Source organism: Aliiglaciecola sp. CAU 1673 (genome assembly GCF_029223185.1).
In the GTDB taxonomy this organism is placed as follows: domain Bacteria; phylum Pseudomonadota; class Gammaproteobacteria; order Enterobacterales; family Alteromonadaceae; genus Bowmanella.
On sequence record NZ_JARHUG010000019.1, the window covers coordinates 1 to 22,227 of the forward strand.

General features: G+C 52.1%; 18 protein-coding genes. 11 read left to right on the plus strand and 7 right to left on the minus strand.

Going from position 1 to position 22,227, the window contains the following annotated elements:
- Positions 1-483 precede the first annotated feature (483 nt).
- The 3 genes from P2G88_RS16530 to P2G88_RS16540 are packed head-to-tail and all read right to left on the minus strand — an operon-like array spanning position 484 to position 2,640.
- Positions 484-1,122: a DUF2987 domain-containing protein gene (locus P2G88_RS16530; protein ID WP_275797961.1), complete on the minus strand. Its 639-nt coding sequence runs from the start codon at positions 1,120-1,122 to the stop codon at positions 484-486.
- Entirely contained in the window at positions 1,119-1,907 is a 789-nt protein-coding gene (locus P2G88_RS16535; protein ID WP_275797964.1) for a glucosaminidase domain-containing protein, read from the minus strand. The genes P2G88_RS16530 and P2G88_RS16535 overlap by 4 nt, the downstream gene beginning before the upstream one ends.
- Positions 1,900-2,640 carry a hypothetical protein gene (locus P2G88_RS16540; protein ID WP_275797966.1) on the minus strand — a complete coding sequence of 247 codons (741 nt, stop codon included), beginning with the start codon at positions 2,638-2,640 and terminating at the stop codon, positions 1,900-1,902. The genes P2G88_RS16535 and P2G88_RS16540 overlap by 8 nt, the downstream gene beginning before the upstream one ends.
- Positions 2,641-2,898: 258 nt before the next feature.
- Between P2G88_RS16540 and P2G88_RS16545 the strand changes: the two genes are divergently transcribed.
- A complete protein-coding gene (locus P2G88_RS16545; protein WP_275797968.1) occupies positions 2,899-3,510 on the plus strand; it encodes a hypothetical protein in 612 nt (203 codons plus the stop codon).
- 29 nt (positions 3,511-3,539) lie between these two features.
- On the opposite strand, the gene P2G88_RS16550 is transcribed toward P2G88_RS16545, so the two are convergent.
- The 3 genes from P2G88_RS16550 to P2G88_RS16560 are packed head-to-tail and all read right to left on the minus strand — an operon-like array spanning position 3,540 to position 5,965.
- Positions 3,540-4,184, minus strand: coding sequence for a LysE family translocator (locus P2G88_RS16550; protein WP_275797969.1), 645 nt, complete (start codon positions 4,182-4,184; stop codon positions 3,540-3,542).
- Positions 4,185-4,199: 15 nt separating this feature from the next.
- Positions 4,200-4,913, minus strand: coding sequence for a Sir2 family NAD+-dependent deacetylase (cobB, locus tag P2G88_RS16555; RefSeq protein ID WP_275797972.1), 714 nt, complete (start codon positions 4,911-4,913; stop codon positions 4,200-4,202).
- The gene (locus P2G88_RS16560) at positions 4,913-5,965 is read right to left on the minus strand and encodes a LacI family DNA-binding transcriptional regulator (protein ID WP_275797974.1); all 1,053 of its coding nucleotides are present in this window, start codon (positions 5,963-5,965) and stop codon (positions 4,913-4,915) included. The genes cobB and P2G88_RS16560 overlap by 1 nt, the downstream gene beginning before the upstream one ends.
- A gap of 250 nt (positions 5,966-6,215) precedes the next feature.
- On the opposite strand from P2G88_RS16560, the gene P2G88_RS16565 reads away from it, so the two are divergent.
- The 10 genes from P2G88_RS16565 to P2G88_RS16610 all read left to right on the plus strand — a co-directional run bounded on the left by P2G88_RS16565 (position 6,216) and on the right by P2G88_RS16610 (position 20,852).
- Complete coding sequence (locus P2G88_RS16565; RefSeq protein WP_275797976.1) at positions 6,216-8,807, plus strand: TonB-dependent receptor; 2,592 nt, start codon at positions 6,216-6,218, stop codon at positions 8,805-8,807.
- Between the two features lie 134 nt (positions 8,808-8,941).
- Positions 8,942-9,673, plus strand: a complete 732-nt coding sequence (locus tag P2G88_RS16570; RefSeq protein ID WP_275797978.1) for a SapC family protein — start codon at positions 8,942-8,944, stop codon at positions 9,671-9,673.
- Between the two features lies 1 nt (position 9,674).
- Positions 9,675-11,225 carry a tryptophan halogenase family protein gene (locus P2G88_RS16575; protein WP_275797980.1) on the plus strand — a complete coding sequence of 517 codons (1,551 nt, stop codon included), beginning with the start codon at positions 9,675-9,677 and terminating at the stop codon, positions 11,223-11,225.
- A 10-nt stretch (positions 11,226-11,235) separates the two neighbouring features.
- Complete coding sequence (locus tag P2G88_RS16580) at positions 11,236-12,762, plus strand: tryptophan halogenase family protein (RefSeq protein WP_275797982.1); 1,527 nt, start codon at positions 11,236-11,238, stop codon at positions 12,760-12,762.
- Positions 12,763-12,852: 90 nt separating this feature from the next.
- Positions 12,853-15,432 carry a family 20 glycosylhydrolase gene (locus tag P2G88_RS16585; protein ID WP_275797984.1) on the plus strand — a complete coding sequence of 860 codons (2,580 nt, stop codon included), beginning with the start codon at positions 12,853-12,855 and terminating at the stop codon, positions 15,430-15,432.
- 4 nt (positions 15,433-15,436) lie between these two features.
- Positions 15,437-16,324, plus strand: a complete 888-nt coding sequence (locus tag P2G88_RS16590) for a BadF/BadG/BcrA/BcrD ATPase family protein (RefSeq protein ID WP_275797986.1) — start codon at positions 15,437-15,439, stop codon at positions 16,322-16,324.
- On the plus strand, positions 16,321-17,322 hold the full coding sequence (locus P2G88_RS16595; protein ID WP_275797988.1) for an SIS domain-containing protein: 1,002 nt from the start codon (positions 16,321-16,323) through the stop codon (positions 17,320-17,322). Before P2G88_RS16590 ends, P2G88_RS16595 begins: the two co-directional genes overlap by 4 nt.
- Positions 17,323-17,329: 7 nt before the next feature.
- Positions 17,330-18,466 (plus strand): N-acetylglucosamine-6-phosphate deacetylase, encoded by a 1,137-nt coding sequence (nagA, locus tag P2G88_RS16600; protein ID WP_275797990.1) that lies wholly within the window; start codon positions 17,330-17,332, stop codon positions 18,464-18,466.
- Position 18,467: 1 nt separating this feature from the next.
- Positions 18,468-19,787, plus strand: a complete 1,320-nt coding sequence (locus P2G88_RS16605; RefSeq protein WP_275797992.1) for a sugar MFS transporter — start codon at positions 18,468-18,470, stop codon at positions 19,785-19,787.
- Complete coding sequence (locus P2G88_RS16610; protein WP_275797994.1) at positions 19,788-20,852, plus strand: heparan-alpha-glucosaminide N-acetyltransferase domain-containing protein; 1,065 nt, start codon at positions 19,788-19,790, stop codon at positions 20,850-20,852.
- On the opposite strand, the gene P2G88_RS16615 is transcribed toward P2G88_RS16610, so the two are convergent.
- A complete protein-coding gene (locus P2G88_RS16615; protein ID WP_275797995.1) occupies positions 20,842-22,227 on the minus strand; it encodes a heavy metal sensor histidine kinase in 1,386 nt (461 codons plus the stop codon). The two genes, P2G88_RS16610 and P2G88_RS16615, sit on opposite strands and share 11 nt — an antisense overlap.

The window sequence follows — 22,227 nt, forward strand, 5'->3', positions numbered from 1 at the left end:
AGATTCATCATGGCCAGGGCGATAAATGCCCATTAACAGGCCGAATGTAGAGCGGCAGTCCCAACCCAACATCAAAATAAAGTGTAGCTATTGTTTTGACAAACGGGGGAGTCCATGTAGCTTAGTATACGGCAGGTGTCGGGCTAAGGGAGATAGGTAGCGGGTGTCGGTCTATGCGCTATATGGCGTGTAAAGCGACAGCTGTCGTCTATGTTCCCTGACCGGATTTTTGCCTGCCTTGGTCAAATCTTTGAATCTTCACTGTATTTCACGCCTTGTCCGTTTTCCAGCTTTTTCAGCGACAGCCGGAAATGGCTTGATTTGAAAGCCTGGATTAAACACTGTCTGTATTAAAATACAGTGATATTCAAAGAAATTATTAATATAGAGAAAGACGACCTAAACAATGCTATTTGTCGGTCGTCTTTGCCAGAGCGGTCGGGCCTTTTAATAGATTCAAGCGGCGACCTGTTGCGGTTGGAATTACTCCGTTAAAGCGGTAATACGCAGGGGGCTGACCGGTAGCGTTAATTGTCCCTGCCCTTCCAAAAAGGCTTTGTCCAGCACCCAGCGGCCATTTTGTACCGGCAGGGCCACAGGCTGATCATTTAGGCTGGCAGCGCCACTGCCTTCCGGCATCTGCAGCATCAAGCCTTTTACATCTGGCATCATAAACGACAAGAAGCCGCCCATTTCGTCGAAGAAAGCGTCGTATTCGGCAAATAACCCGCGTAATTCTTCTATGTTGTACTGGGACTTGAGTACCTCTGGCTTGGTTTCCAACTGCACCGACATATCACATTGGTTGGCCGCCTGCCCTAACTCCAGACGGACCGTAGCATTGGCCAGCTTTAATGCTCTTTCATTGGGCACAGTGAAACGTTGCTCTTTACTGACGACAAGGGGCATATCCTGTTTTTGTGTATGGATATAAGCCGATGTGATATCACACAACTGACGTGTGCCCACATGTACAAAACCAAAAGCAAATTGCAGGGATGGCATGGACTCTTCGTCCAGCTTTTTCACATGGCTGTACAGTGCGCTGTACTCTATTTCCAAAGGCTCTGCCAGGGTGGCAAAGGGTAAAGAGGTCAGCAAAGCGAGAGGGAATAACTTCATGAGGTCATGTACTTCTTGTTAATACGGATCATTTGCAGCAGTTCATCAATGTAATCCTGCCCGCGTTCGGAGTAGCTCATCAGTCCATCCACTAAGCGCTCGGCAATAATGGGCTGCTGGTTGCGTCGCAAGCTGGCACGAATAGCACGGAGCTCGCTGTAGGCATAATGGCTGTTGATATTTTGCATATAGGCGCTGACTGCATGTGACAGATCACGGAACTTGGCCACTTCATGGCTGGCGCCGCTACGTCTGGCGGTGGGCACAAAACCACAACCGCGTTTATAACACCACATTCCAAAAAAGTTGTATCCGTCGGTAGCAAAGCGTGAAGTGCCCCAGGCTGACTCGTTGGCTGCCTGTGCCAGCACCAACTCCATGGGCACAATGTCCACGCGGCGCATCAAACGGCTGATGCCTTCTACGTCTGTTGGCGGCTTTTCAAGCTCGTATTTGCGACTCAGTTGTTCCAATTTACGCCGGTAAAGGCGTGGAAGCGGTTCACCTACAATCAGCTTTTGACGTATGGCTTGCAGCAAACTGCGCTCTTTAAGAATGAGCTGATTGTGGTATTCCACCGCTGGGCGCAAGTAGGCAAAAAACGCCTGCTTTTTTTCTTCAATGTCCTCAATGGCACTGAAATCCGGCATCCTAACCGAAATTTCCACCGGCTCTGGCAGGTTGATGATCTCTTCTTCTGATTTCAGAAAAGGATACAGAAATGCGGCCATCACCAGCACCAGAAACAGCGCGCGAAGAAGCTGCCTTAACGGGCTGTTAGGCATGGAAAATACTCTCTGTGGCACCACTAGGGTCCGCTTCGTAGGTGGTCACTGTTACCCCGAAAATATCACGATATAAAATGCCGGTGACATTGTAATACAGTGGCGCGACCCAAATCAGTGCTACACCAAAGGTTAGTGCGACCAACAGGAACAGGCCCAGGAAGACCAGATGTAGCAAAATAAACTCTTTCCATTTGTGGGTAACGACACGAATGGAAACATAAATGGCCCGCAATGGTGGCAGGCCTTTTTCTACAATCAGTGGCATCACAAAACTGCAGGCAACAATAAAGTAAAGTCCGGGTAGAATCAGTAACAGCCCCAGTTGTACCAGTATGCCCACTAACATGGCGGCCAGGGCTAACACCAAGGTTTTGGGCAGAAAATGGAATAAATGAGAAGGCTTGGAAATACCGCCGATCGCATGATTGACGCCCATCATAATCAGACCGGTCATTAAAGGTGCAGAAATCAGTGTCAGCATCAGTTGGCTAACCATCTGCACACCGGACGAAGTCACGTCCAGGCCGTGAAATTGGGCAATTTGCACCAGCACCATGCTGGCAATTAAAAAGATACAGAAGACCAGTAAAATAGCCTGCACCATGCGCCATTTAGTGAGCTGCGTCAGACTCCAGCCTTCTTTGAATACGGCCTTTACATCGAGTTGGTATTGGCCGTTCATGGCCGTTTCAAGACTTCCGCCGAGGGTCATGCGTTTTTTTTCGGTCACAGATTAAACCTTCCGTACTACAACGGCGACTATGATAACAGCCGTTACGGAAAAAGTCGGCAATTGGAAGGTGGCCTAGTGCGCTTTGTTAAATATCCTAATTGTTAGTCTGATTGACCAAGATTAGCCGAAGCCTCCATGCATAGAAATCATAAGCCTATGAATATATTGAATTAAATTAGTGGCATCCAGATTGCAATCTCTTGCCAACGAAGACAAAAAATCCCTGCTCAAGCAGGATTGTAAAAAGGAAACTCCATGAAAATTGCTAAACTTTCTCCCCTTTTCCTGGCCCTGAGCGTAAGCGCCTTTGCCAAAGACGTGGTGGTGCTGGAGGACAATTTTGCGGTGCCCGCCGACGCACGTATTGTGTTGGATGTCCCCGTTGGTGAAATTGAGCTCAGAACCCACGATGGTGACACCCTCTCCTATCGCGTTGAGGTGGAGGAAGCCAATGGACACTGGTTTTCTTCTGCGGATTTAAATGACGTCAAGGTTAAGAAAGAGATCAGCGGTGACAGGGTTCGCCTGGAGATTGATGAAGACGATACTGAGCAGCATTGGGTGATTGCGGTACCCCGAAGTGCTGCCATCAGCATCGATCTTGGTGTCGGCAGTGTCGAGGTTGAGGGCACCGCTCGTGATCTGGACGTGGATGTCGGTGTAGGCTCTGCCCATGTGGAGCTGACCGGCAGCGAATACCGCAGTATTGAACTGGAAGCCGGTGTTGGCGGTGCCAGCTTACGAGGCTTCGAGAATTACCGCAGTGAACGCGCCATCGTCAGTGAGGAAGTGAGCTGGCGCGGTAACGGACAATATGATGTTAAGGTAGAAGTCGGTGTAGGCGATGTAACCGCCAAATCCAGCTGATCCCCTGAGTGGCCGGTTTGCAGGAATCTTTAAACCGGCCACACCAACTTAACCGCCAGAGCAATCAGCAATACCCCCATCAGGCGGTCAAACCAATGTCCCTGACGACGCAAGAAGCTGCGTACTCTCAACGAACTCAGCACCAAAGATAAGGCAATAAACCAAAGACCCGTAGCAAAGGCCAGGTAAAGGCCATATACCACTTTTATCTCGTTAGGGGTTTGCGCGGAAATGACCACCGCAAACAAAGACAAAAAGAACAGTGTCGCTTTGGGATTAAGGCCATTGGTTAAAAAGCCGGTCACAAAGGCTTTCTTGTCGGATATCTGCCGCTCAGGCATCTCCCCTTTTTCCGCCATGCTGCCGGTATTCGCGGTGGCGCGAATGGCCTGTATACCGATATAAGCCAGATAAGCGGCTGCAGCATAACTTAAGGCTTGAAACAACCAAGGCGTGGTCTGGATCAGGATCCCAATGCCCAATAGCGAGTAGGCCACATGCAGAAGGATGGCCAGGCCAATGCCCACACTGGTGATAATGGCGGCCCGTTTGCCGTAATTAATACTGTGCTTAAGCACAATCGCAAAATCCGGACCAGGGCTGGCCACCGCCAGCAAATGCACGGTAGCAATGGTGACAAACTCCAGCCAGTATGGTTGTAACTGCACTAACATCGACTTCAATACTCCTTACAAACCACTTCGCCCGGCAAGCAAAGCATCAACATAGGCTGGCACCAAAGTGGAAGCCGGTCCCTGATGTTTTTCGTTAAAATGGCCGCGGCTGGACTGAAGATTCAGCTCGACGGTGTGGGCTCCCGCAGAAGCGGCCTGTTCGGCGAAGCCCGCTGCCGGATAAACTTCACCCGAGGTGCCAATGGCAATAAACAGATCCGCCTGCCAAAGGGCATCCAAAATCCTGTCCATATACAGTGGCATCTCGCCAAACCACACAATATGCGGTCGCATGCCCTGAGTGGGCTGGCAGCAACGACAACGGCTGTTGTCGTCAATATCCACCTCGCAGTCCACCACCTGCCCGCTTTGAATGCAGCGGGCTTTGAGTAACTCGCCGTGCATGGCCACCATGGCTTTGCTACCGGCCCGCTGATGCAGATTATCGACGTTCTGGGTTACCAGCAGAAAGTTTCCCTGACAGGCATTTTCCAGTTTTACCAAGGCCTGATGGGCAGCGTTGGGACCGACATTACCTTCAATCAACTGGCGGCGACGGGCATTGTAAAAGCGATAAACCAGCTCCGGGTTGGCGGCAAAAGCCTCAGGTGTAGCGACCTCCTCCATCCGGTGGTTTTCCCATAAGCCACCATTGTCACGGAAGGTTTTAAGGCCTGACTCGGCAGAAATCCCCGCACCGGTTAGCACCACGATATTGTTGTATTGCATCAGGACAACCCCTGGCGCTGTGTCGATTCACGCACCACCAGTTGCGGTTCGAAATGCCGGTGGCTTACTTCTGTCTTATGCTGATGTCCACGTTGTGGATGGCCACGCTGGGACTTGATTTGCGATATCAACAGAGCTGTCGCCTGTTTTGCAATCACATTAGTCGGCTGAGCGGCAGTCGTCAGTTTAGGTAAGGTCTGCCGGGAAAAAGGGCTGTCTTCAAAACCGGCGATAGATAACTGCTTGGGCACATCCACGCCCATCAATCGGGCAGCAAAAAGTGCCCCTGCGGCAATTTCATCGTTACAGGCAAAGATGGCAGTAGGCGGAGCATCTTGCTCCAGCAGGGCTCTGGCGCCTTTTACACCGGTTTCAAATGAATAGGTGCCTTCGAACAAATATTCCTGCTTTATGGGGACCCCGTGTTCTTGCAAGGCCTTCTTATAGCCTTCAAAACGTTCGCCCGTTGAGCGGTGATCTTTATCCCCACCGATAAAGGCGATATTGCTGTGACCCAGGGCAATTAAGTGATTGGTGATTTCTTTACCGGCTTCTTTATCGTGCACAAAGACACAGGGGGTGTGTTCCTGGCTTTCATCAGAGCCGGAGATAATGCGCACAAACTGTACATCCATTTCTTGCAGCGTGGCCAACACTTGCGGCATTTCAGACAGTGGTGGCGAGATCACTAACCCGGCCAGTTGGGATTTCTGCACCATGGTTTTCAGTTCATCACAAATCGTGGGAGAACTGGCATTGCAAGGGTGAATAATCAGTTCATAGCCCTGCTCTCTGCACTCCCCCAAAATACCGTTCTGCATATCGATCACATAGTAGGCGTTGGGGTTGTCATACACATACCCTAAGGTGTAAGAGCGGGTGCCGGCCAGATTTCTGGCGGCCAGATTGGGCTCGTAGCTTAGCTCTTTTATTGCGGCTTGCACCCGTTGTACGGTGTCATCGCGTACGCCGGCTTCTTTATTGATGACCCTGGACACCGTCTTAATCGAGACGCCTGCCAGTTGGGCCACTTCCTTGATCGTGGATTTCATGAGGCTACATATTTTTATTGTTGGCGCCAGTAAACCTTATCCGACGGATGAATTCCAGTGTTGGCAAGGCTTTTGAAGGCATTGGTTAAAAATTGTCATTTTTTCGTCAAACTTGGTTGCGACTGCTGAAAACTTGATGTAAGTTTATTGTTAATGACAACGCTGTCAAATTGTTGCTTGCGGTAGTTGTCATTTTAATTACCCATGAATGACAACGCTGTCATCACAATAAAAAGGATGAGAGGGGAACATGACACCAAGCAGACTGAATAAGATCACCCTGGCATTACTCTTGGGCGCAGGCGCCCTCCCCCAGGCGATCGCTCAACAAGAAACAGACTCACAAGCGGCGAACAGCGGCGAACAAGTCGAAGTTATCCAGGTCAAGGGCATTCGCGCCAGTGCCGCAGCCAACCTGAATGCCAAGCGCTTCTCCAATGCTATTGTGGATGCCATCACAGCCGAAGATATCGGTAAATTCCCGGACAAGAACGTGGCTGAATCCTTACAGCGAGTGCCGGGTGTGACCATTCAGCGCCAGTTTGGTGAAGGCGCCGCCGTGTCTATCCGCGGTGCAGGCCCTGATTTTACCCTGACCACGTTAAATGGGCAGAATGTGGCCTCTACCGGCTGGTTTGTGCTGGAGCCGGCCAAACGCAGCTTTAACTATGAATTGTTGCCCTCTGAACTGGTTGGTGACTTGGAAGTGTACAAGAGCTCCCAGGCCGATCTTGCTGAAGGCGGCGTGGGCGGCACCGTGGTGGTCAACACCCGCAAGCCCCTGGATCTGGATTCTTTAACTGCCTACGCCTCCTTGGAAGCGCAGTATCAAAGCGATTCCGAGGAAACCGACCCGCAGTTTTCCGGCCTGCTGAGCTGGAAAAATGAGGAAGAAAATTTAGGTGTGTTAGTCAGTGGTGTGATGCAACAGCGTCAGTTGCAGCGCCAGGGCAATGAAGCTTTCTGGGAATGGGGGGCAGGTCCGGTTGGTTTTATTCAGGATCGTGAGCGTTCAGCCATCACCACCACCATTCAGTATGCGCCGTCCGAGAGACTCGACTTTGTCCTCAATTATATGGACATGAAAATGGAGGCGGACAACACCAACTACGCCTTGTGGCTGACGCAGGCTGACACCACCTGGGGTAGCGGCGTCACTGAAGAGTGGCTGGGCGAAGGTGATTATCGCACTCAGGTCAAAGGCCCGTTGAATGTGGCTTACTACCAGGCCCGCCCCAGGGAAGCGACCATGAATTCCGATGTGCTGGACCTGGTAATGAACTACAGCGGTGACAGCTACAAACTGAAATTCCAGGTCGGGCGTACCGATTCCTCCGGCGGCACCGATTTCGAAATGGTGGTCGATGACGGTACCGGTGGTACCCCCATCAACAACGGCACCTATGACTTCACTAATGGCTATCAAAGCTGGATGTTTGACGGTATCGGCGCCAATAATGCCACTTATTCCACCTATGATCCCGGATCTTTGACCATGGGCACAGGCCCTAACTTCAACCGTACCCCGAAGACAGATGAAGAAAGCTATGTGCAAGGTGATGTGGAATTTGATGTGGATCTGGGCGCCATTCACGCCATAAAAACCGGTGTGAAATTCACCAAACATGAAAGCACCAGCTTGCGTTATGAGTATATACAGCAGGCCGGTTTCAACCCCACTATCAGTACCAGCGGCCTAAATGCCGGATTGATCGATGTGGGTGCGGGAGATTACCAAATCATCCAGTTTGACGCCGATGCACTCAAAGCCTGGGCCAAAGCCAGTATCGTTGGTGAAAACGAAGATCTCGGTGCCCACAGCGAAATCGAAGAAGATAACTTCGCCGCTTATGTGATGGCCAAGTTCAAGAGTGACAATATCCGCGGTAATTTCGGTTTGCGTTATGCGGCCACGGACGCCACGTCAGTTTTCTATGTGGATGGCGCGCGCCAGTCTACCGATGCCGATTACGCCGAGTGGTTGCCTAGCTTTAACCTGGCGATGGATTTAGCCGACGATGTGATTTTGCGCTTCTCGGCCGCCAGGACGATGGCCCGTCCTCAGTACATCGATATGTACGTAAATCCCGATGTGCGCGGCAGCAATGATGACTTGCCCAACAACCAGTTCTGGATCGTCGGTAACGTGGGACTCAAACCCTTCGTCTCCAACCAGTTTGATCTGGGACTGGAGTGGTATTTCGATGAAAGTTCACTGGTATCGGCCGCCATCTTTAAGAAAGATGTGAAAAACTTCGTCAGCTTTACCGAATACAATGCCAGCGCTGCCGAGATCCCTTTCCCACTGCCAGCGGCAGAGGCGGAGTTTGGCTGGACGGTACAGGAAAAGTCTAATGGTAAAGACGCCACAATCGAGGGCTTGGAATTACAGTTCCAACAAGACTTCGGTAATGGTTTCGGCACGTTGGTCAACTACACCTATACCGATACCCAAACCGACGAAGATACTTTCCCTGCTGATGGCAACGGGATCCTCAGCGACAGTTCACGTCATGCCTATAACCTGACCGGTTACTACGAGAATGATCTGTTCTCGGTACGCCTGTCTTACAACTGGCGGGATGAGTATATGCTGCGTGAAGTCGGCGCCTATGGAAATCGTTTGCATGATGACTATGGCACCCTGGATCTGAGCGCGGTCTATCATCTGACCGATTACCTGGATCTGAAACTGGATGTGAACAACCTTACCGAGGAGAGTTCCAAGCAGTTTGGTAACAACAATGTGCCGACCCGTTACAGTGGCTTTATTGACGGCTTCCCGCTTTATGAATATGAGCAGGCCAGACGTATTACCGCTGGTGTCAGCGTGAAGTTCTAACCCTGGTTGGGGGTAACGCCAAGTCTGTTGAATAAGTACTTTGCAATTCAACAGACTTGGATTCTGCACCCGCAGCCCCCTCTTTTCAACGAAGCTCGGTTCGGGCAAAGTGGATATAAAAACAAGGAAAATCTATGACGTCCCACAAGCCCAAAATAATACCCCTTGATGCACAGTTGCATGCCCATCTGCGAGTAGAAAGAACCCCTCGCTATATAGATTTCGCTGAGGATCAGTTGATCCCGGTGCAATTGCGTGAATTCGTTGCTATTGCCTGTGAATTCCCGATTATTTTCGTAAAACATCAGGAAACCGGTCGTTTTCGCAGTGTCGCCCTGATGGGCTTAAAACAGGGGGAAAACCTCTATTGCCAGAATGGTCATTGGCCTGGCCATTATGTTCCGCAGGCCCTGCGCAATCCGCCTTTTTCGTTTAGCCGTGCACAAGAAAATGATGATCAGTTAATTTTGTGTATCGATGTGCAGCATCCTTCGGTTAGCGCCCATAGCGGTGAGGCCTTGTTTACCGAAGAAGGAGAGCAGAGTGACTATCTGCAAAAGCGCGCAAACAATATGCTGAGCTATGTCACAGATAGTCAAATTACCGAGCACTTTATTACCTTTTTACTGGACAATGACTTGCTGGTCAGCCGCGCATTGCAGCTGCAAATGCCGGACAACGAGATGCTGCAACTGAACGGTATCTATGTGGTGGATGAAAAGCGCCTGGCTGCCCTGCCCTCAAATAAAATTGAAGAACTACATACGCGCGGATTACTCGCGCCTATCTATGCCCAACTGATTTCCATGCAGCAAATTCAGCGCTTAAGCGCCAAATATCAGCAGTTGCATCAGGACGAGTTCTGATATGACAACGCCCCGGCCCGGATCTTCGACAAATATTATCGTACTTGGCGGTGGTACGGCCGGTTGGCTCGCCGCCAACCACATGGGCAAACGCTTCGTCAGTACTCCCGGGCTGCAGGGCAATATCATATTGATTGAATCTCCTACGTTACCCACCATTGGTGTGGGGGAAGGCACCGTACCGGCAATTCGCAACAGCCTGCATCATCTGGGTATCAGTGAAACCGATATTATCCAGCGCTGTGACGCGACTTTTAAGCAAAGCATCGAGTTTATTGATTGGAAGGTAAGGAAAAACGGGCAAGCTGCGCACCGATATCACCATCCTTTCGACTACCCGGACATGCTGCACAGTAATCCTATTCCAGCCTATTTAAGTGAAGCCGAACCAGGCCAACCCTTCGCCGAATGGGTGGGCATTCAGAGTCGTTTGATTGATCAGGGATTGGCACCAAAAACCTTCAATCAGGCTGAATTTCAGGGCGTTTGTCACTATGCCTACCATCTGGATGCGGGGAAATTTACCGCCCTGCTGGCCGAACATGGGGTCAACACCTTCGGTATTGACGTTATTCAGGCAGACATCAGTGACGTCGTTCGCCATCCAAACGGCAATATTGCTGCTTTGCTAAGTGATGATGGTCGGCGCTTTGAAGCTGATTTGTATGTGGATTGCAGCGGTTTTGAGGCAAAACTGATTGGCCAAAGCCTGCATGTGCCATTTATTGATAAGGGTGACATTTTGCTCGCCGACCATGCACTGGCGGCACAAGTGCCCTATGCCGACGACAACCAGTCAATCCCTTGCGCTACCCTAGCCCACGCGCAGTCGGCGGGATGGATTTGGGATATCGGCTTGTATAACCGTCGTGGGGTGGGCCATGTGTATTCATCCAATCACACCAGCCATGAGCAGGCGGAGCGAGACTTGCGCCACTATTTACGGGATGACAGTGGTCACATCAGCCTAAAACGCATTCCTATGCGGGTCGGCTATCGCCAATCGGCCTGGCAACATAATGTGGTGGCCATTGGCCTTGCTCAGGGCTTTGTCGAACCCTTAGAAGCCACCGGCCTGCTGATGTTCGACGTCAGTGCCAGAATGCTGGCCGATCTGTTGCAGCCTAACCCCCTGCACTGGCCGCTCGTGGCTAAACGTTTTAACCAGCGTCTGCTTGAAACCTGGGAGCGGGTGCTGGACTTTATTAAGCTGCATTATGTACTTAGCGATCGCGAGGATAATGAATTTTGGCAGGATAACCGTTCGCCCCTAAGCCAGAGCGAATGGCTCAAGGACAATCTTGAATATTGGCGCTATCAGATCCCAAGCCACTATGACTTCAGCCAGCAAGGTCATATTTTCAATCTGGAAAATTTCCTCTACGTGCTTTATGGCATGGACTTTTTCACCGAGGTCAAGCAGCCGGATAGCCATACACTTCTGGCGCAAAAGGCCCGTCTGGATCGGCGCTACCTGCAGGCGAAAAGTGAGTTACAGCCCCATCGCGCGCTGCTCGATAAGATCCGTCGCCATGGCCTGCAACCCATTTAGGAGGAGATAAATGAGCATGCAAATCACCATAGTGGGTGGCGGTGCGGCCGGTTGGATGACTGCCCTTTATCTGAATCGCTACTTTTCCCATGGAAATAAGCCGGCTCGTATTCGCCTGGTGGAAAGCGCCGATATCGGCATTATTGGTGTGGGTGAAGCCACGGTGCATAGCATCCGCTATTTCTTTGCAGCGTTGGGGCTGGATGAAAGCAAACTCTTACAAGCCGCCCAGGGCACGCTTAAAAGCGGCATTTTATTTCGTAACTGGATGCAGCCCCAAGAAGGGCAAACCCATGAGTATTTCCATCCTTTTGAAGCCAATCTGTCTGGCTTGCCCTGGGATATTTCCTCCTGCTGGCTAAGCCAAAACGAGAAAGCCAATGAGCGCTACGATCTGGCTGTCAGCAGCGCCGCGCATTTGATTTCACAAGGCCACTGCGCCAAAAGCCGACTCTGTCGCCCCTTTCAGGGCCAAATTCCTTATGGTTATCATCTGGATGCCAGCCTGATGGCACGCTACCTTCGTGAGGTCGCCATCGCTCGCGGGGTGGAACGTATTGAAGCCACGGTCGAAAGTGTTGATTGCCAAAATGAAAGGATCTTGAGTATTCAAACCTCCCAAGGTGAAATTGGCGGCGATGTTTTTATCGATTGCAGCGGATTTCGCGCCATTTTGATGAATGCCCTGGATAAGGATAACTGGCACAGCTACCAGCATTGTTTACCATGTAATCGCGCCGTTGCCCTGCAATCGCCCCTGAAAGCCGAGCCCAGACCCTATACCCTGTCAACGGCCTTATCTAACGGTTGGGCGTGGCAGATCGATCTGATGCACCGCCAGGGTGGCGGCTATGTCTATGACGGTAACAGGCTGTTACCCGAGCAAGCCGAAGCTGAACTGCGGGAACATTTAGGCCAGTTTGACGGCAAAGCCAACCACTTGCAGATGCAGGTGGGCAGACGAGAGGCCTTCTGGCATGGCAACTGTATTGCCCTGGGCTTATCCGGTGGCTTTATTGAGCCGCTCGAGTCCACCGGCCTGCATGTGATCAATTTGGGCGTACGCTTGATGGCCACTCATCTTGCTGGATCGGTGGGCTCAGGTGAGGCGCAGCAGCGCATCCGCGATTCCTATAACCGTCAGATGTGCGGTATCTATGAGGATCTTAAGCAGTTTATTGTGCTGCATTATTGCCTTTCCGATCGTCAGGACAGTGCGTTTTGGCGACAAGCTGCCAGAAGTGCTGAGCAGTGCAGCGGATTGCCCGCACTGCTTGATCTGTGGCGCCATAAAGTGTGCGAATTTATGGATTTGGCTGGAAGCTATACCACCACCTTCACCGATGAAAATTACCGCTATGTACTGTATGGCATGCAGCATTACCCGCAATTGCACTTCACCCCGTCGCCAGCCCTGGTGGCGCAGATGAAATCACGCCAGGCAGAGCACATCCGGCATCTGCAACAGCATACCCTGCCCCACTCGGCATATCTGGGCTTTATCCACCAATCCGCAAAAAACGCACAAGTGTCTTAAAGAAGGAGTTGCAACCATGATCAAAGTTGATAGGATAAATGACAGCGTTGTCATTGTTGATGTAAAAATACTCCTACAGGCCGCGAAACTATGAAATTGCACAAGTTATCTTCTTTTACTTCCCAGACGGTGTTGGCCTTACTCATTTATACGCCGGCGCAGGCGGCCACGGTAACGCAGCAAGCCTTGTCTGACTTGGCGTCACAGTTGCAGATAACCTATGAAGTGCAGGATAACCTGAATGTTAAAGACTGTGACCAGTCGATTGCCGAGGGCCAATGTTTCCTGGCGACCCTGAGTCTGACCTTACCCCAGGATCAGGTACTGCAAAACTGGTCATTGTATTTCAGCCATACCCGGCCGATTCAGTGGGATGGCAGCGACCTTTTCGATATTGAGCATGTTAACGGTGATCTACATCGCCTGACGCCTACCTCCGCTTTTGCCGGTTTTAAAGCCAATCAGCGCTATAGCATCCCGCTTAAAGCCGCCCATGCCTTTGTCAGCGAATCGGACATTATGCCCAACTATTATGTTGTGGCGCCGGATTTGCAGCCGCGCATTGTGATCAGTACCCAGGAACGGCCAAGTGCTGAAAGCCCGCTGGTATCAGTACCACATGCCCTGCCGTTTGACAGGATCGAACAACAAAAACGCCATATCACCGACAATAGCCCTTACGCCACATCAGATTGGTTATATAGCTACTACCAGGGGCTTAATGGGCCTAAAGAAAGTACCAAGGGCACCGTGCGGACCATTCCGTCATTGAGCAATAAAGCCTTAAGCGGTCAATGGCTGCCCTTACCCAAGGGGATTTCCCTCAGAATGCCTTCGCCAGGTTTAAAGACATGGCTACAGGCCGCTGGCCTGGATATAACAGACAATGGGCTGGCCATCATTGCCGAGACAGATAACAGCCTGGCTGCTGAAAGTTACCGCCTTGAGATTGATCAGAACATTCGGCTTTTCGCTGCTGATGATGCCGGCTATTTCTATGGGCTGGTTAGCCTGGTTGGCCTGTATCAATCGGAAAAAGGACTGCCCAAAGGCACCTATAGCGATGGTCCGCGTTACGGTTTTCGTGGTTTGCATCTTGATGTGGCCCGTAACTTTCAGCCAAAAAGCCAGGTATTGTCGCTACTAGATGCTATGGCGCTACTGAAACTTAACAAGTTGCACTTACATCTGGCCGATGATGAGGGTTGGCGTTTGCAGATCCCCGGCCTTGCAGAACTAACTGAGGTTGGTGCTTATCGCTGTCACGATCTGACTGAGCGGCGCTGTCTGCTGCCGCAGCTTGGTAGCGGGCCTTTTGCCGACAGTCCGGTAAACGGCTATTACAGCGTGGATGATTACCAGGAGATAGTGCGCTATGCAAAGGACAGACATATCGAGGTGATCCCCTCTTTGGATATGCCGGGCCATTCAAGGGCCGCCATTAAAGCCATGGAAGCGCGCTATCAGCGCTATTCCAAGCTGGAGAAGCCGGCACAGGCTGAAGAGTTTCTGCTTAGCGAGTTTGCCGACACCACCCGTTATTCCTCAGTACAGTTTTACCATGACAACACTTTAAATCCCTGTCTTGACAGCACTTATCGCTTTATCAACAAGGTGCTGTCTGAAGTAAAGGCCATGCATGAAAGCGCCGGTGTGTCCCTTGGTCGTTACCATATCGGTGCCGATGAAACCGCCGGTGCCTGGAAGGGATCCCCTGCCTGCCAAACCCTGATGGCAAGCAACGGCATCGACAAAACCGAAGATCTGGTCGGCTACTTTATCCAAAAGGTGGCGGCCATGGTCAATGACATGGGCATCGAAGCAGCGGCCTGGAGCGATGGCCTCAGTCATGTCAGCAAAGACAGCCTGGCGCCCAAAATACAAGCCAATATCTGGGATACCCTGTTCTGGCAAGGCCATAACCGGGCACATCAGTTTGCCAATGAGGGCTGGGAAACGGTGCTGTCGTTGCCCGATGTGCTGTATTTCGATTTTCCTTATCTGAATCATGCTAAAGAGCCTGGTTATTATTGGGGCTCGCGCAGTACCGACAGTTTTCAGGTGTTTCAATTTATGCCTGACAATTTACCGGCCCATGCAGAGTTGTGGACGGATCGTATGGGTAATGCCTATACCGCCAAGGATGACATCCCCTTAGCCGAACAAAGCCGCTACGCAGGCATTCAGGCCCAGCTTTGGAGCGAAACCGTGCGCAGCCCGGCACAGGCCGACTATATGTTGTTTCCGCGCTTACTGGCCTTTGCCGAGCGGGCCTGGCATCACAGTGACTGGGAGCTGCCGTATGTTGCCGGGCGCGAATATGGTCCTCAAACCCAGTATTTTGGCGAAATGCGTCGACAGGCGCAGCTGGCTGACTGGCAAGGCTTTAGCGAGGCGCTAAGCAAACGTTATCTGCCGCTACTGATAAAGGCCGGTCGCTTGGTGCGCTTGCCGCCCCCCGGCGCGATCCGCCAGGGCGGTAAGATCCTCGCTAATCAGCCATGGCCACATCTGATCATTGAATATCAGCTGCCGGGACAGGACTGGCAGCTCTATCAGGGCGCCCTTAGCAGCGATAGCGAAATTCGCTTCAGAAGCCGCTTGCCACAATTCGATCTAACCAGCCCTGTCAGTCTGGTTCCCGCGCAACGGACGGGCACAAAAGGATAAAACGATGAGTCAACAACCTCTTTACCTAGGCATAGACGGTGGTGGCAGTAAGTGCCTGGCCTTGATCGTCAATAGCGAAGGGCATCCCCTTGGGCAGGGGGTTGCCGGCCCGGCCAATCCCACCCATGGGTTGGAGCAATCGGTCAACGCCATGCTAAGCGCCACCGAAGCGGCGTTGGATAATGCCGGGCTTGCGCCCGAAAGAATTCATGATCTAATCGGGGGGGCCGGTCTGGCTGGATTGAACTTGTCCGATAAATACAGCGGATTGCTCAGAGAATGGCAACACCCTTTCAAGCAATTGCATTTTACCACTGACCTGCATATTGCATGCCTTGGCGCCCACGACGGAGCGGACGGTGCCGTGATTATTGCCGGTACCGGCTCCTGCGGTATGGTGCAGGTTGGTGATCTAAAGAAAGAATTCGGCGGCCATGGCTTTTTAGTCGGCGACCAGGGCAGCGGCGCCTGGTTGGGCATTAATGCGGTGCGCCAGGCTCTGTTGGTATTGGATGGGCTGTTACCGCCGTCCAGATTAGGCGAAGCCGTGCTCGAACAGTGCGGTGCGCGCAGCGCCAGTGAACTTGCCGAGTCCATGGCACAAATGCCGCCGGCAGCCTATGGCAGGCTGGCGCCTGTGGTGCTGGAACTGGCCCATCAAAATGATCCTATTGCTACCGATTTAGTCTACCAGGGCGTCGATTATCTTGAGCGCCTGGCCAGGCGTCTGCTGGCTTTCGGCCCTCAGCGCTTGTCCATGATTGGCGGGTTAAGCCAGGCCCTGCTGCCCTTTTTCTCACAAGACATTAAACAGCATATTCAGACGCCACTGCATCCACCGCAATTCGGCGCCATTTTTTACGCCAAACAACAAGGCCATACAGCATCATGAAAACTACCAGTCTGATGGCTGCCGAAGCAGCCCAAACACCTCACTTGATCGCCAAACAGCTGACTAACAATTTATCTACCTGCCAGGCCCTGGGCGAAGCCATTCGCAAATTCGATCCGGCTTTAGTCCTGACCGTGGGCAGAGGCTCCTCTGATCATGCCGGAGTGTTTGCCAAGTACCTGATTGAGGTCGAATGCGGGGTGCCGGTATCGGCATCGGCGCCTTCAGTGGCCAGTGTTTATGGTAAGCGCCTAAAGCTTGAACGTGCCCTGGTGATCCTGATTTCCCAATCGGGCAGAAGCCCGGATATTCTGGCCCAGGCCAGAGCCGCTAAGAACGCCGGCGCCTTGGTGGTAGCTTTAGTCAATGATGTGGATTCGCCCCTTGCGGCAGAGGCAAATTGGGTATTGCCGGTGGGGGCCGGTGAAGAGCGCGCGGTGGCCGCCACCAAAAGTTATCTTTGCACCTTAAGTGCCTTACTGCAGATGGTCGCTCACTGGCAGTTGAATACGGCCTTGATTGAAGCCTTGCAGCAGTTGCCACAAGCCCTGTCGCAGGCCATCGACAGTCAACCACAGTTGGGACTGGCCTTTGTACAGGACTTGCGGCATTGTGTGGTGCTTGGCCGTGGATTTGGTTATGCCATCGCCCGGGAAATTGCCTTAAAACTCAAGGAAGTGTGCGCGGTACATGCCGAAGCCTTTTCCAGCGCCGAGTTCTTGCATGGCCCGGTAACGCTGGTGCAAAAACGCCTGGCCGCCGTGGATATCGCCGTGGAAGACGAGAGCTTGCCTGCCCATCAGCAGCAAATCCGCGAGATAACCTCGCGCGGCGCCCTGATTTGTAACCTTCATCAGCAGATCAGGCCTTTGCATCCGCGCCTTGCGCCCCTGACACTGCTACAGCGTTTCTATCTGGATGTGGAGCAGGTTGCACAGGAATTGGGATTTGATCCGGATAAACCCGCAGGCCTCAATAAAGTGACACAAACCCTTTAGGACAGTTATGCATCAACGTGTTATCGCCAAGCGCTTTTTCGACGGCCAAAACTGGCATCAGAATAAGGGCGTACAATGGCAAGATGGTCGGATTACCGCCATCATTGAGCCTCAGTCTGCGCATGAGCAATGCTTTTACGGCATGCTGGTGCCTGGCTTTATCGACGTACAGGTTAACGGTGGCGGCGGCGTACTTTTTAATGCCACTCCCACCGTGCAGGCCTTGTCGGATATCCTGCAAGCACACAGTGCCTTTGGCACTACCGCGATGCTACCTACCCTGATCACCGATGAGTTGCTGGTTATCGAAAAGGCGGCCGATGCGGTGGCAAGGGCCATCGCCGCCAATGTCCCGGGGATTCTCGGGGTGCATTTTGAAGGCCCGCATTTAAGTGTGCCCAAGCGTGGCATCCATAAAAGTGAATTTATTCGCCCGCCAAGCGATGCGGAGTTAGCCCTGTATTGTCGCCAGGATCTGGGCAAGGTCATACTGACCATTGCGCCTGAGACCGTGCCGGTGGATATTATCCGTGAACTGGTAAGCAAGGGCGTGCGGGTTTGCCTTGGCCATTCCAATGCCGATGCCGAAACCGTCATTGCCGCTCTGGAAGCGGGCGCCAGTGGCTTTACGCATTTGTTTAACGCCATGTCGCCGATGCAGAGCCGGGCGCCAGGTATGGTGGGGACGGCGCTGGCCGATGACAACAGCTATTGCGGTCTGATTCTCGATCACCACCATGTTCACTCTTTGTGCGCCAAGGTTGCCATTAAGGCCAAGGGCGCATCCCGTATCATGTTGGTGACAGATGCCATGGCTCACGTAGGCTCCAGCAACCCTTCCCTGCCTTATTTCGATGTGGAAATTCACCGTGTAGGCGACAAGCTGACCCTGGATGACGGCACCCTTGCAGGGTCGGCACTGGACATGGCCACGGCAGTGCGCCATTGCCACCGCGATCTCGGCTTTCCCTTAGAAAACGCCCTGCAAATGGCGTCTTCCAGCCCGGCAGCCTTCTTGGGCCTGGGCAATGAGCTGGGAGCGCTAAAAGCCGGTTATCGGGCCGATATGGTCTTACTGGATGACAATCTGCAAGTACAACAAAGCTGGATTGGCGGCCATCGCCAGCAACTTCAAGGTAACTAATATGGAAACCACCATGACAAGCACACCCAAGACGAGCAGCCTGATGCCGATGCTGATCATCGGCTCGTTGTTTTTTATTTTTGGTTTTGTCACCTGGCTAAATGGGGCGCTGATCCCCTTTTTACAGATTGTCTGTCAGTTAACCGAGACCCAATCCCTGTTCGTGGCCTTCTCCTTTTATATCGCCTATACGGTGATGGCGCTGCCCATGGCGGCGGTGCTGGAGCGCACCGGCTATAAAAACGGCATGAGCATTGGCCTTGGCCTGATTGCCCTGGGCTGTTTGGGCTTTATTCCGGCGGCCATGAGTCAAACCTTTGCCCTGTTCTTGCTGGCCCAATTTGTGGTGGGCACCGGACTGACCATACTGCAAACCGCCTCCAACCCTTATATCGTGCATATTGGCCCGCAGGAAAGCGCCGCCGCACGTATTTCGGTGATGGGCTTGCTTAACAAGGGCGCCGGGGTGATCGCGCCAATCGTCTTTACTGCTTTGGTGCTCGGTGATTTTTCCGGGATAAGCGCCAAGTCTGTCTCTGAGATGGCGCCGGCTGAGCGCCTGGCACAAATAGAGGCGCTGGCAGACGGCCTGATCCTGCCCTATTTAGGCATGGCCATCGCCCTCTCCTTACTGGCCTTGTTGCTGCGCGCCTCACCCTTGCCGGAATTGGCTATTGAAGAACCCAGTTTGCTCGATGCCGGTCTCGGCGAAAAGCAATCCATATTGCATTTCCCGCAACTGGTATTAGGCGCCCTTACCCTGTTTTGCTATGTAGGTGTGGAAGTGATTGCCGGGGATACCATAGGTTTGTTTGGCTCTAAGCTTGGGGTCGAAAATGCCACTTCGCTGACTTCCTATACCATGGCGTTTATGGTGCTGGGTTATCTGCTGGGACTTGCTCTTATCCCACGCTTTATCCGTCAGGAGCAGGCCCTGGCGGCCTCGGCCATCGGCGGCATCCTGTTGTCGGTAGCGGTGGTCACCAGTAGTCCTGAGAGTACCTGGGTGTCCAGCCTGCTGTGGGGCTGGTTGGGATTACCCGAACTGCCCAATACCGTGGCCTTTGTGGCACTGCTCGGCTTTGCTAATGCCCTGGTATGGCCGGCCGTGTGGCCACTGGCGTTAAAGGATTTAGGTAAATTTACCGCCAAGGGCTCGGCACTGCTGATTATGGGTATTGCCGGCGGTGCGGTGCTGCCGCTGATGTATGGGGTGCTCTCCGATACCCTGTCTAATCAGCAGGCTTACTGGATGATGCTGCCCTGCTACGGCTTTATCCTGTATTTCGCCCTGCTGGGCCACAAAAAACGGGCCTGGTAAATGGCCCGTGACTTGAGCCTGGATGCCTTTCGCGGCCTGACATTGGCGGCCATGATCCTGGTTAATACGCCAGGCTCCTGGGTCCATGTGTATCCTCCGCTTTTGCATGCCAAATGGCATGGCCTGACGCCTACGGATTTGGTTTTCCCCTTCTTCCTGTTTATAGTGGGGGCCGCCATTTTCCATGCTTTTTCCCGTTTGCCACCAGGCCAAGTTCCCTTGGTTAAAATCGCCAAACGCACGCTGCTTTTATTTGCCATCGGTGTGTTTTTAAATCTGTTCCCTTTTAACCAAAGCCCCGAGGATTGGCGGGTAATGGGGGTATTGCAGCGTATTGCCCTGTGTTATGGGGCCGTGGCGCTTATGGTCTGTTATTTTCCCAAAAAAGCCCTGTGGCCCGCTGCTGCGGTGTTACTTATCGCCTATCAGCTTTTAATGCTGACACAAGCAAATCCCTGGAGTCTGGAAGGTAATCTGGTGCGTGAACTGGATCTGTGGTTGTTTGGTGCTACCCATCTGTATCAGGGCTTTGGCATTGCCTTCGACCCCGAGGGGTTGCTAAGTACCCTGCCCGCAATAGTGACCACCTTATTGGGTTATCAGGTCGCAGCCATGCTAAGTCGCTGCCAAACCAGCTCCACGAAGATCCGGTACTTGCTGTATTGGAGCGCCTTATTGGTACTTTTGGGTTTGCTGTGGCCATCGCCAGTCAATAAGGCCTTATGGACTCCGGCCTATGTATTGCTTAGTGGTGGCTTTGCCTGCTTGCTGTTGGCCATACTGGAATGGCTACGGGAGAGCCTGGGGATGGTTAAAGCCCAGCAGTGGATGGTGATCTATGGCAGCAATCCACTGTTCATCTACGTGTTGTCCTCCTTGTGGGTGGATTGCCTTATTCACCTGATTAAATTCGATGGCACCAATGCCTATCGCTTTGGCTTTAACGCCCTTGGCCAGATATTCAGTCCCATTAATGCCTCCCTGGCTTTTGCCCTGACTACCGTGGCACTTTTCTATGTTCTCTCCCGGTGGCTGTACCGGCGGCAGATCTTTATCAAGCTTTAGGGAAAACCAGCCTGAACTTGGTCTTATCCGTGTCGGATTCCACGCTAATCGTTCCTTGGTGAAGTTCGACGATGGATTTCACTAAGGCCAATCCCAGCCCCGAGCCTTCAGTTTGCCTTTTTCTGGCGGGATCCACTTGGTAAAAACGGTCAAACAAATGAGCAAGTTGCTGCTTTTCAATCACATCACCTTGGTTAATGACGACAATAGCAACCTGACCATCTGATTCCAACAACTCCACCTGCACAATGGAATTGGGTCTGGCATGGCGAATGGCATTGCTAAGCAAATTGCTAAGGGCGCGCTGCAACATACCTTTATCGCCTTCAAATTGGCAGTTACCAATACGTTTGATGTGAACGCCTTTTTCATCGGCCAACAAACCGAGATATTCTATCAGCTTGTCGACTTCATCGGCTAAAATCAATGGCCGAAGGTCAAGCTGCACCAGGCCATTGTCGGTTTTGGCCAGCCACAACATGTCGTTGACCATCGTGATCAACCTCTCGATTTCTTCAAGGTTGGAATACAGAATTTCCTGATATTCATCGCTAGTTCTCGCCTGGCTGAGGGACACTTGGGTCTGCATGGCTAATGCCGTTAGCGGGGTGCGCAGTTCGTGCGCGATATCGGCAGAGAAACTGGATAATCGCCTGAAGCCGGATTCGACTTCGCTGATCATTCGATTAAAAGATTGCACCAGGGGAGAAAGTTCCACAGGCACCCGGCCAGGTTCCAGCCTCAGGTGCAATTTGTCGGTATTGACATTACCAATCTGCCTGGTGAGATGTCGAAGCGGCTGTAAACCAAAATGTATGGCCAACCAACCTATTGCCAACGTAAGCAACCAAACCAAAATCAGTGTGCCCCAAAGAGCATGATGGAGGTCTTTGAGAAATTGCATATGAAATCCGATATTCCGTGCAAGCAGCACTTTACCCTTTTGCCCCCAGGGGAGTTGGACCTCTCTGTGAACCCCGCGTAGATGCAGGTCATGTTCTTTCCAGGTCTTGGTTTCAGGTGGTTCCAAGCTATCTACTGACAAGCCTTGAAAAGGGGCAAAAGCAATATCATGATTACGATAGATTAATTGATTCTGCTCATCAAAAACCCCGTAAAACATCCCATGATGGCCAATTACCGCATTGGAAAGCGCTCCCTCGAGTTTGCTCCTTGGTTCATATTGGTCGAAATCATTTAGGATCTTTTGTACCGAATCTCTTACCACCAACAGCTCTTCCAAGTCCTGTTGCCTGAAGTGGTCTTTTACCTGTTTATCGATTACCAGGCCCAAAAAAATAAAACAAAGTAACAAAGCACTGCCAACCAACAACAGCATTCTCCCTGCCAGGGAAAGGGCTCCAGACTTTGCCAT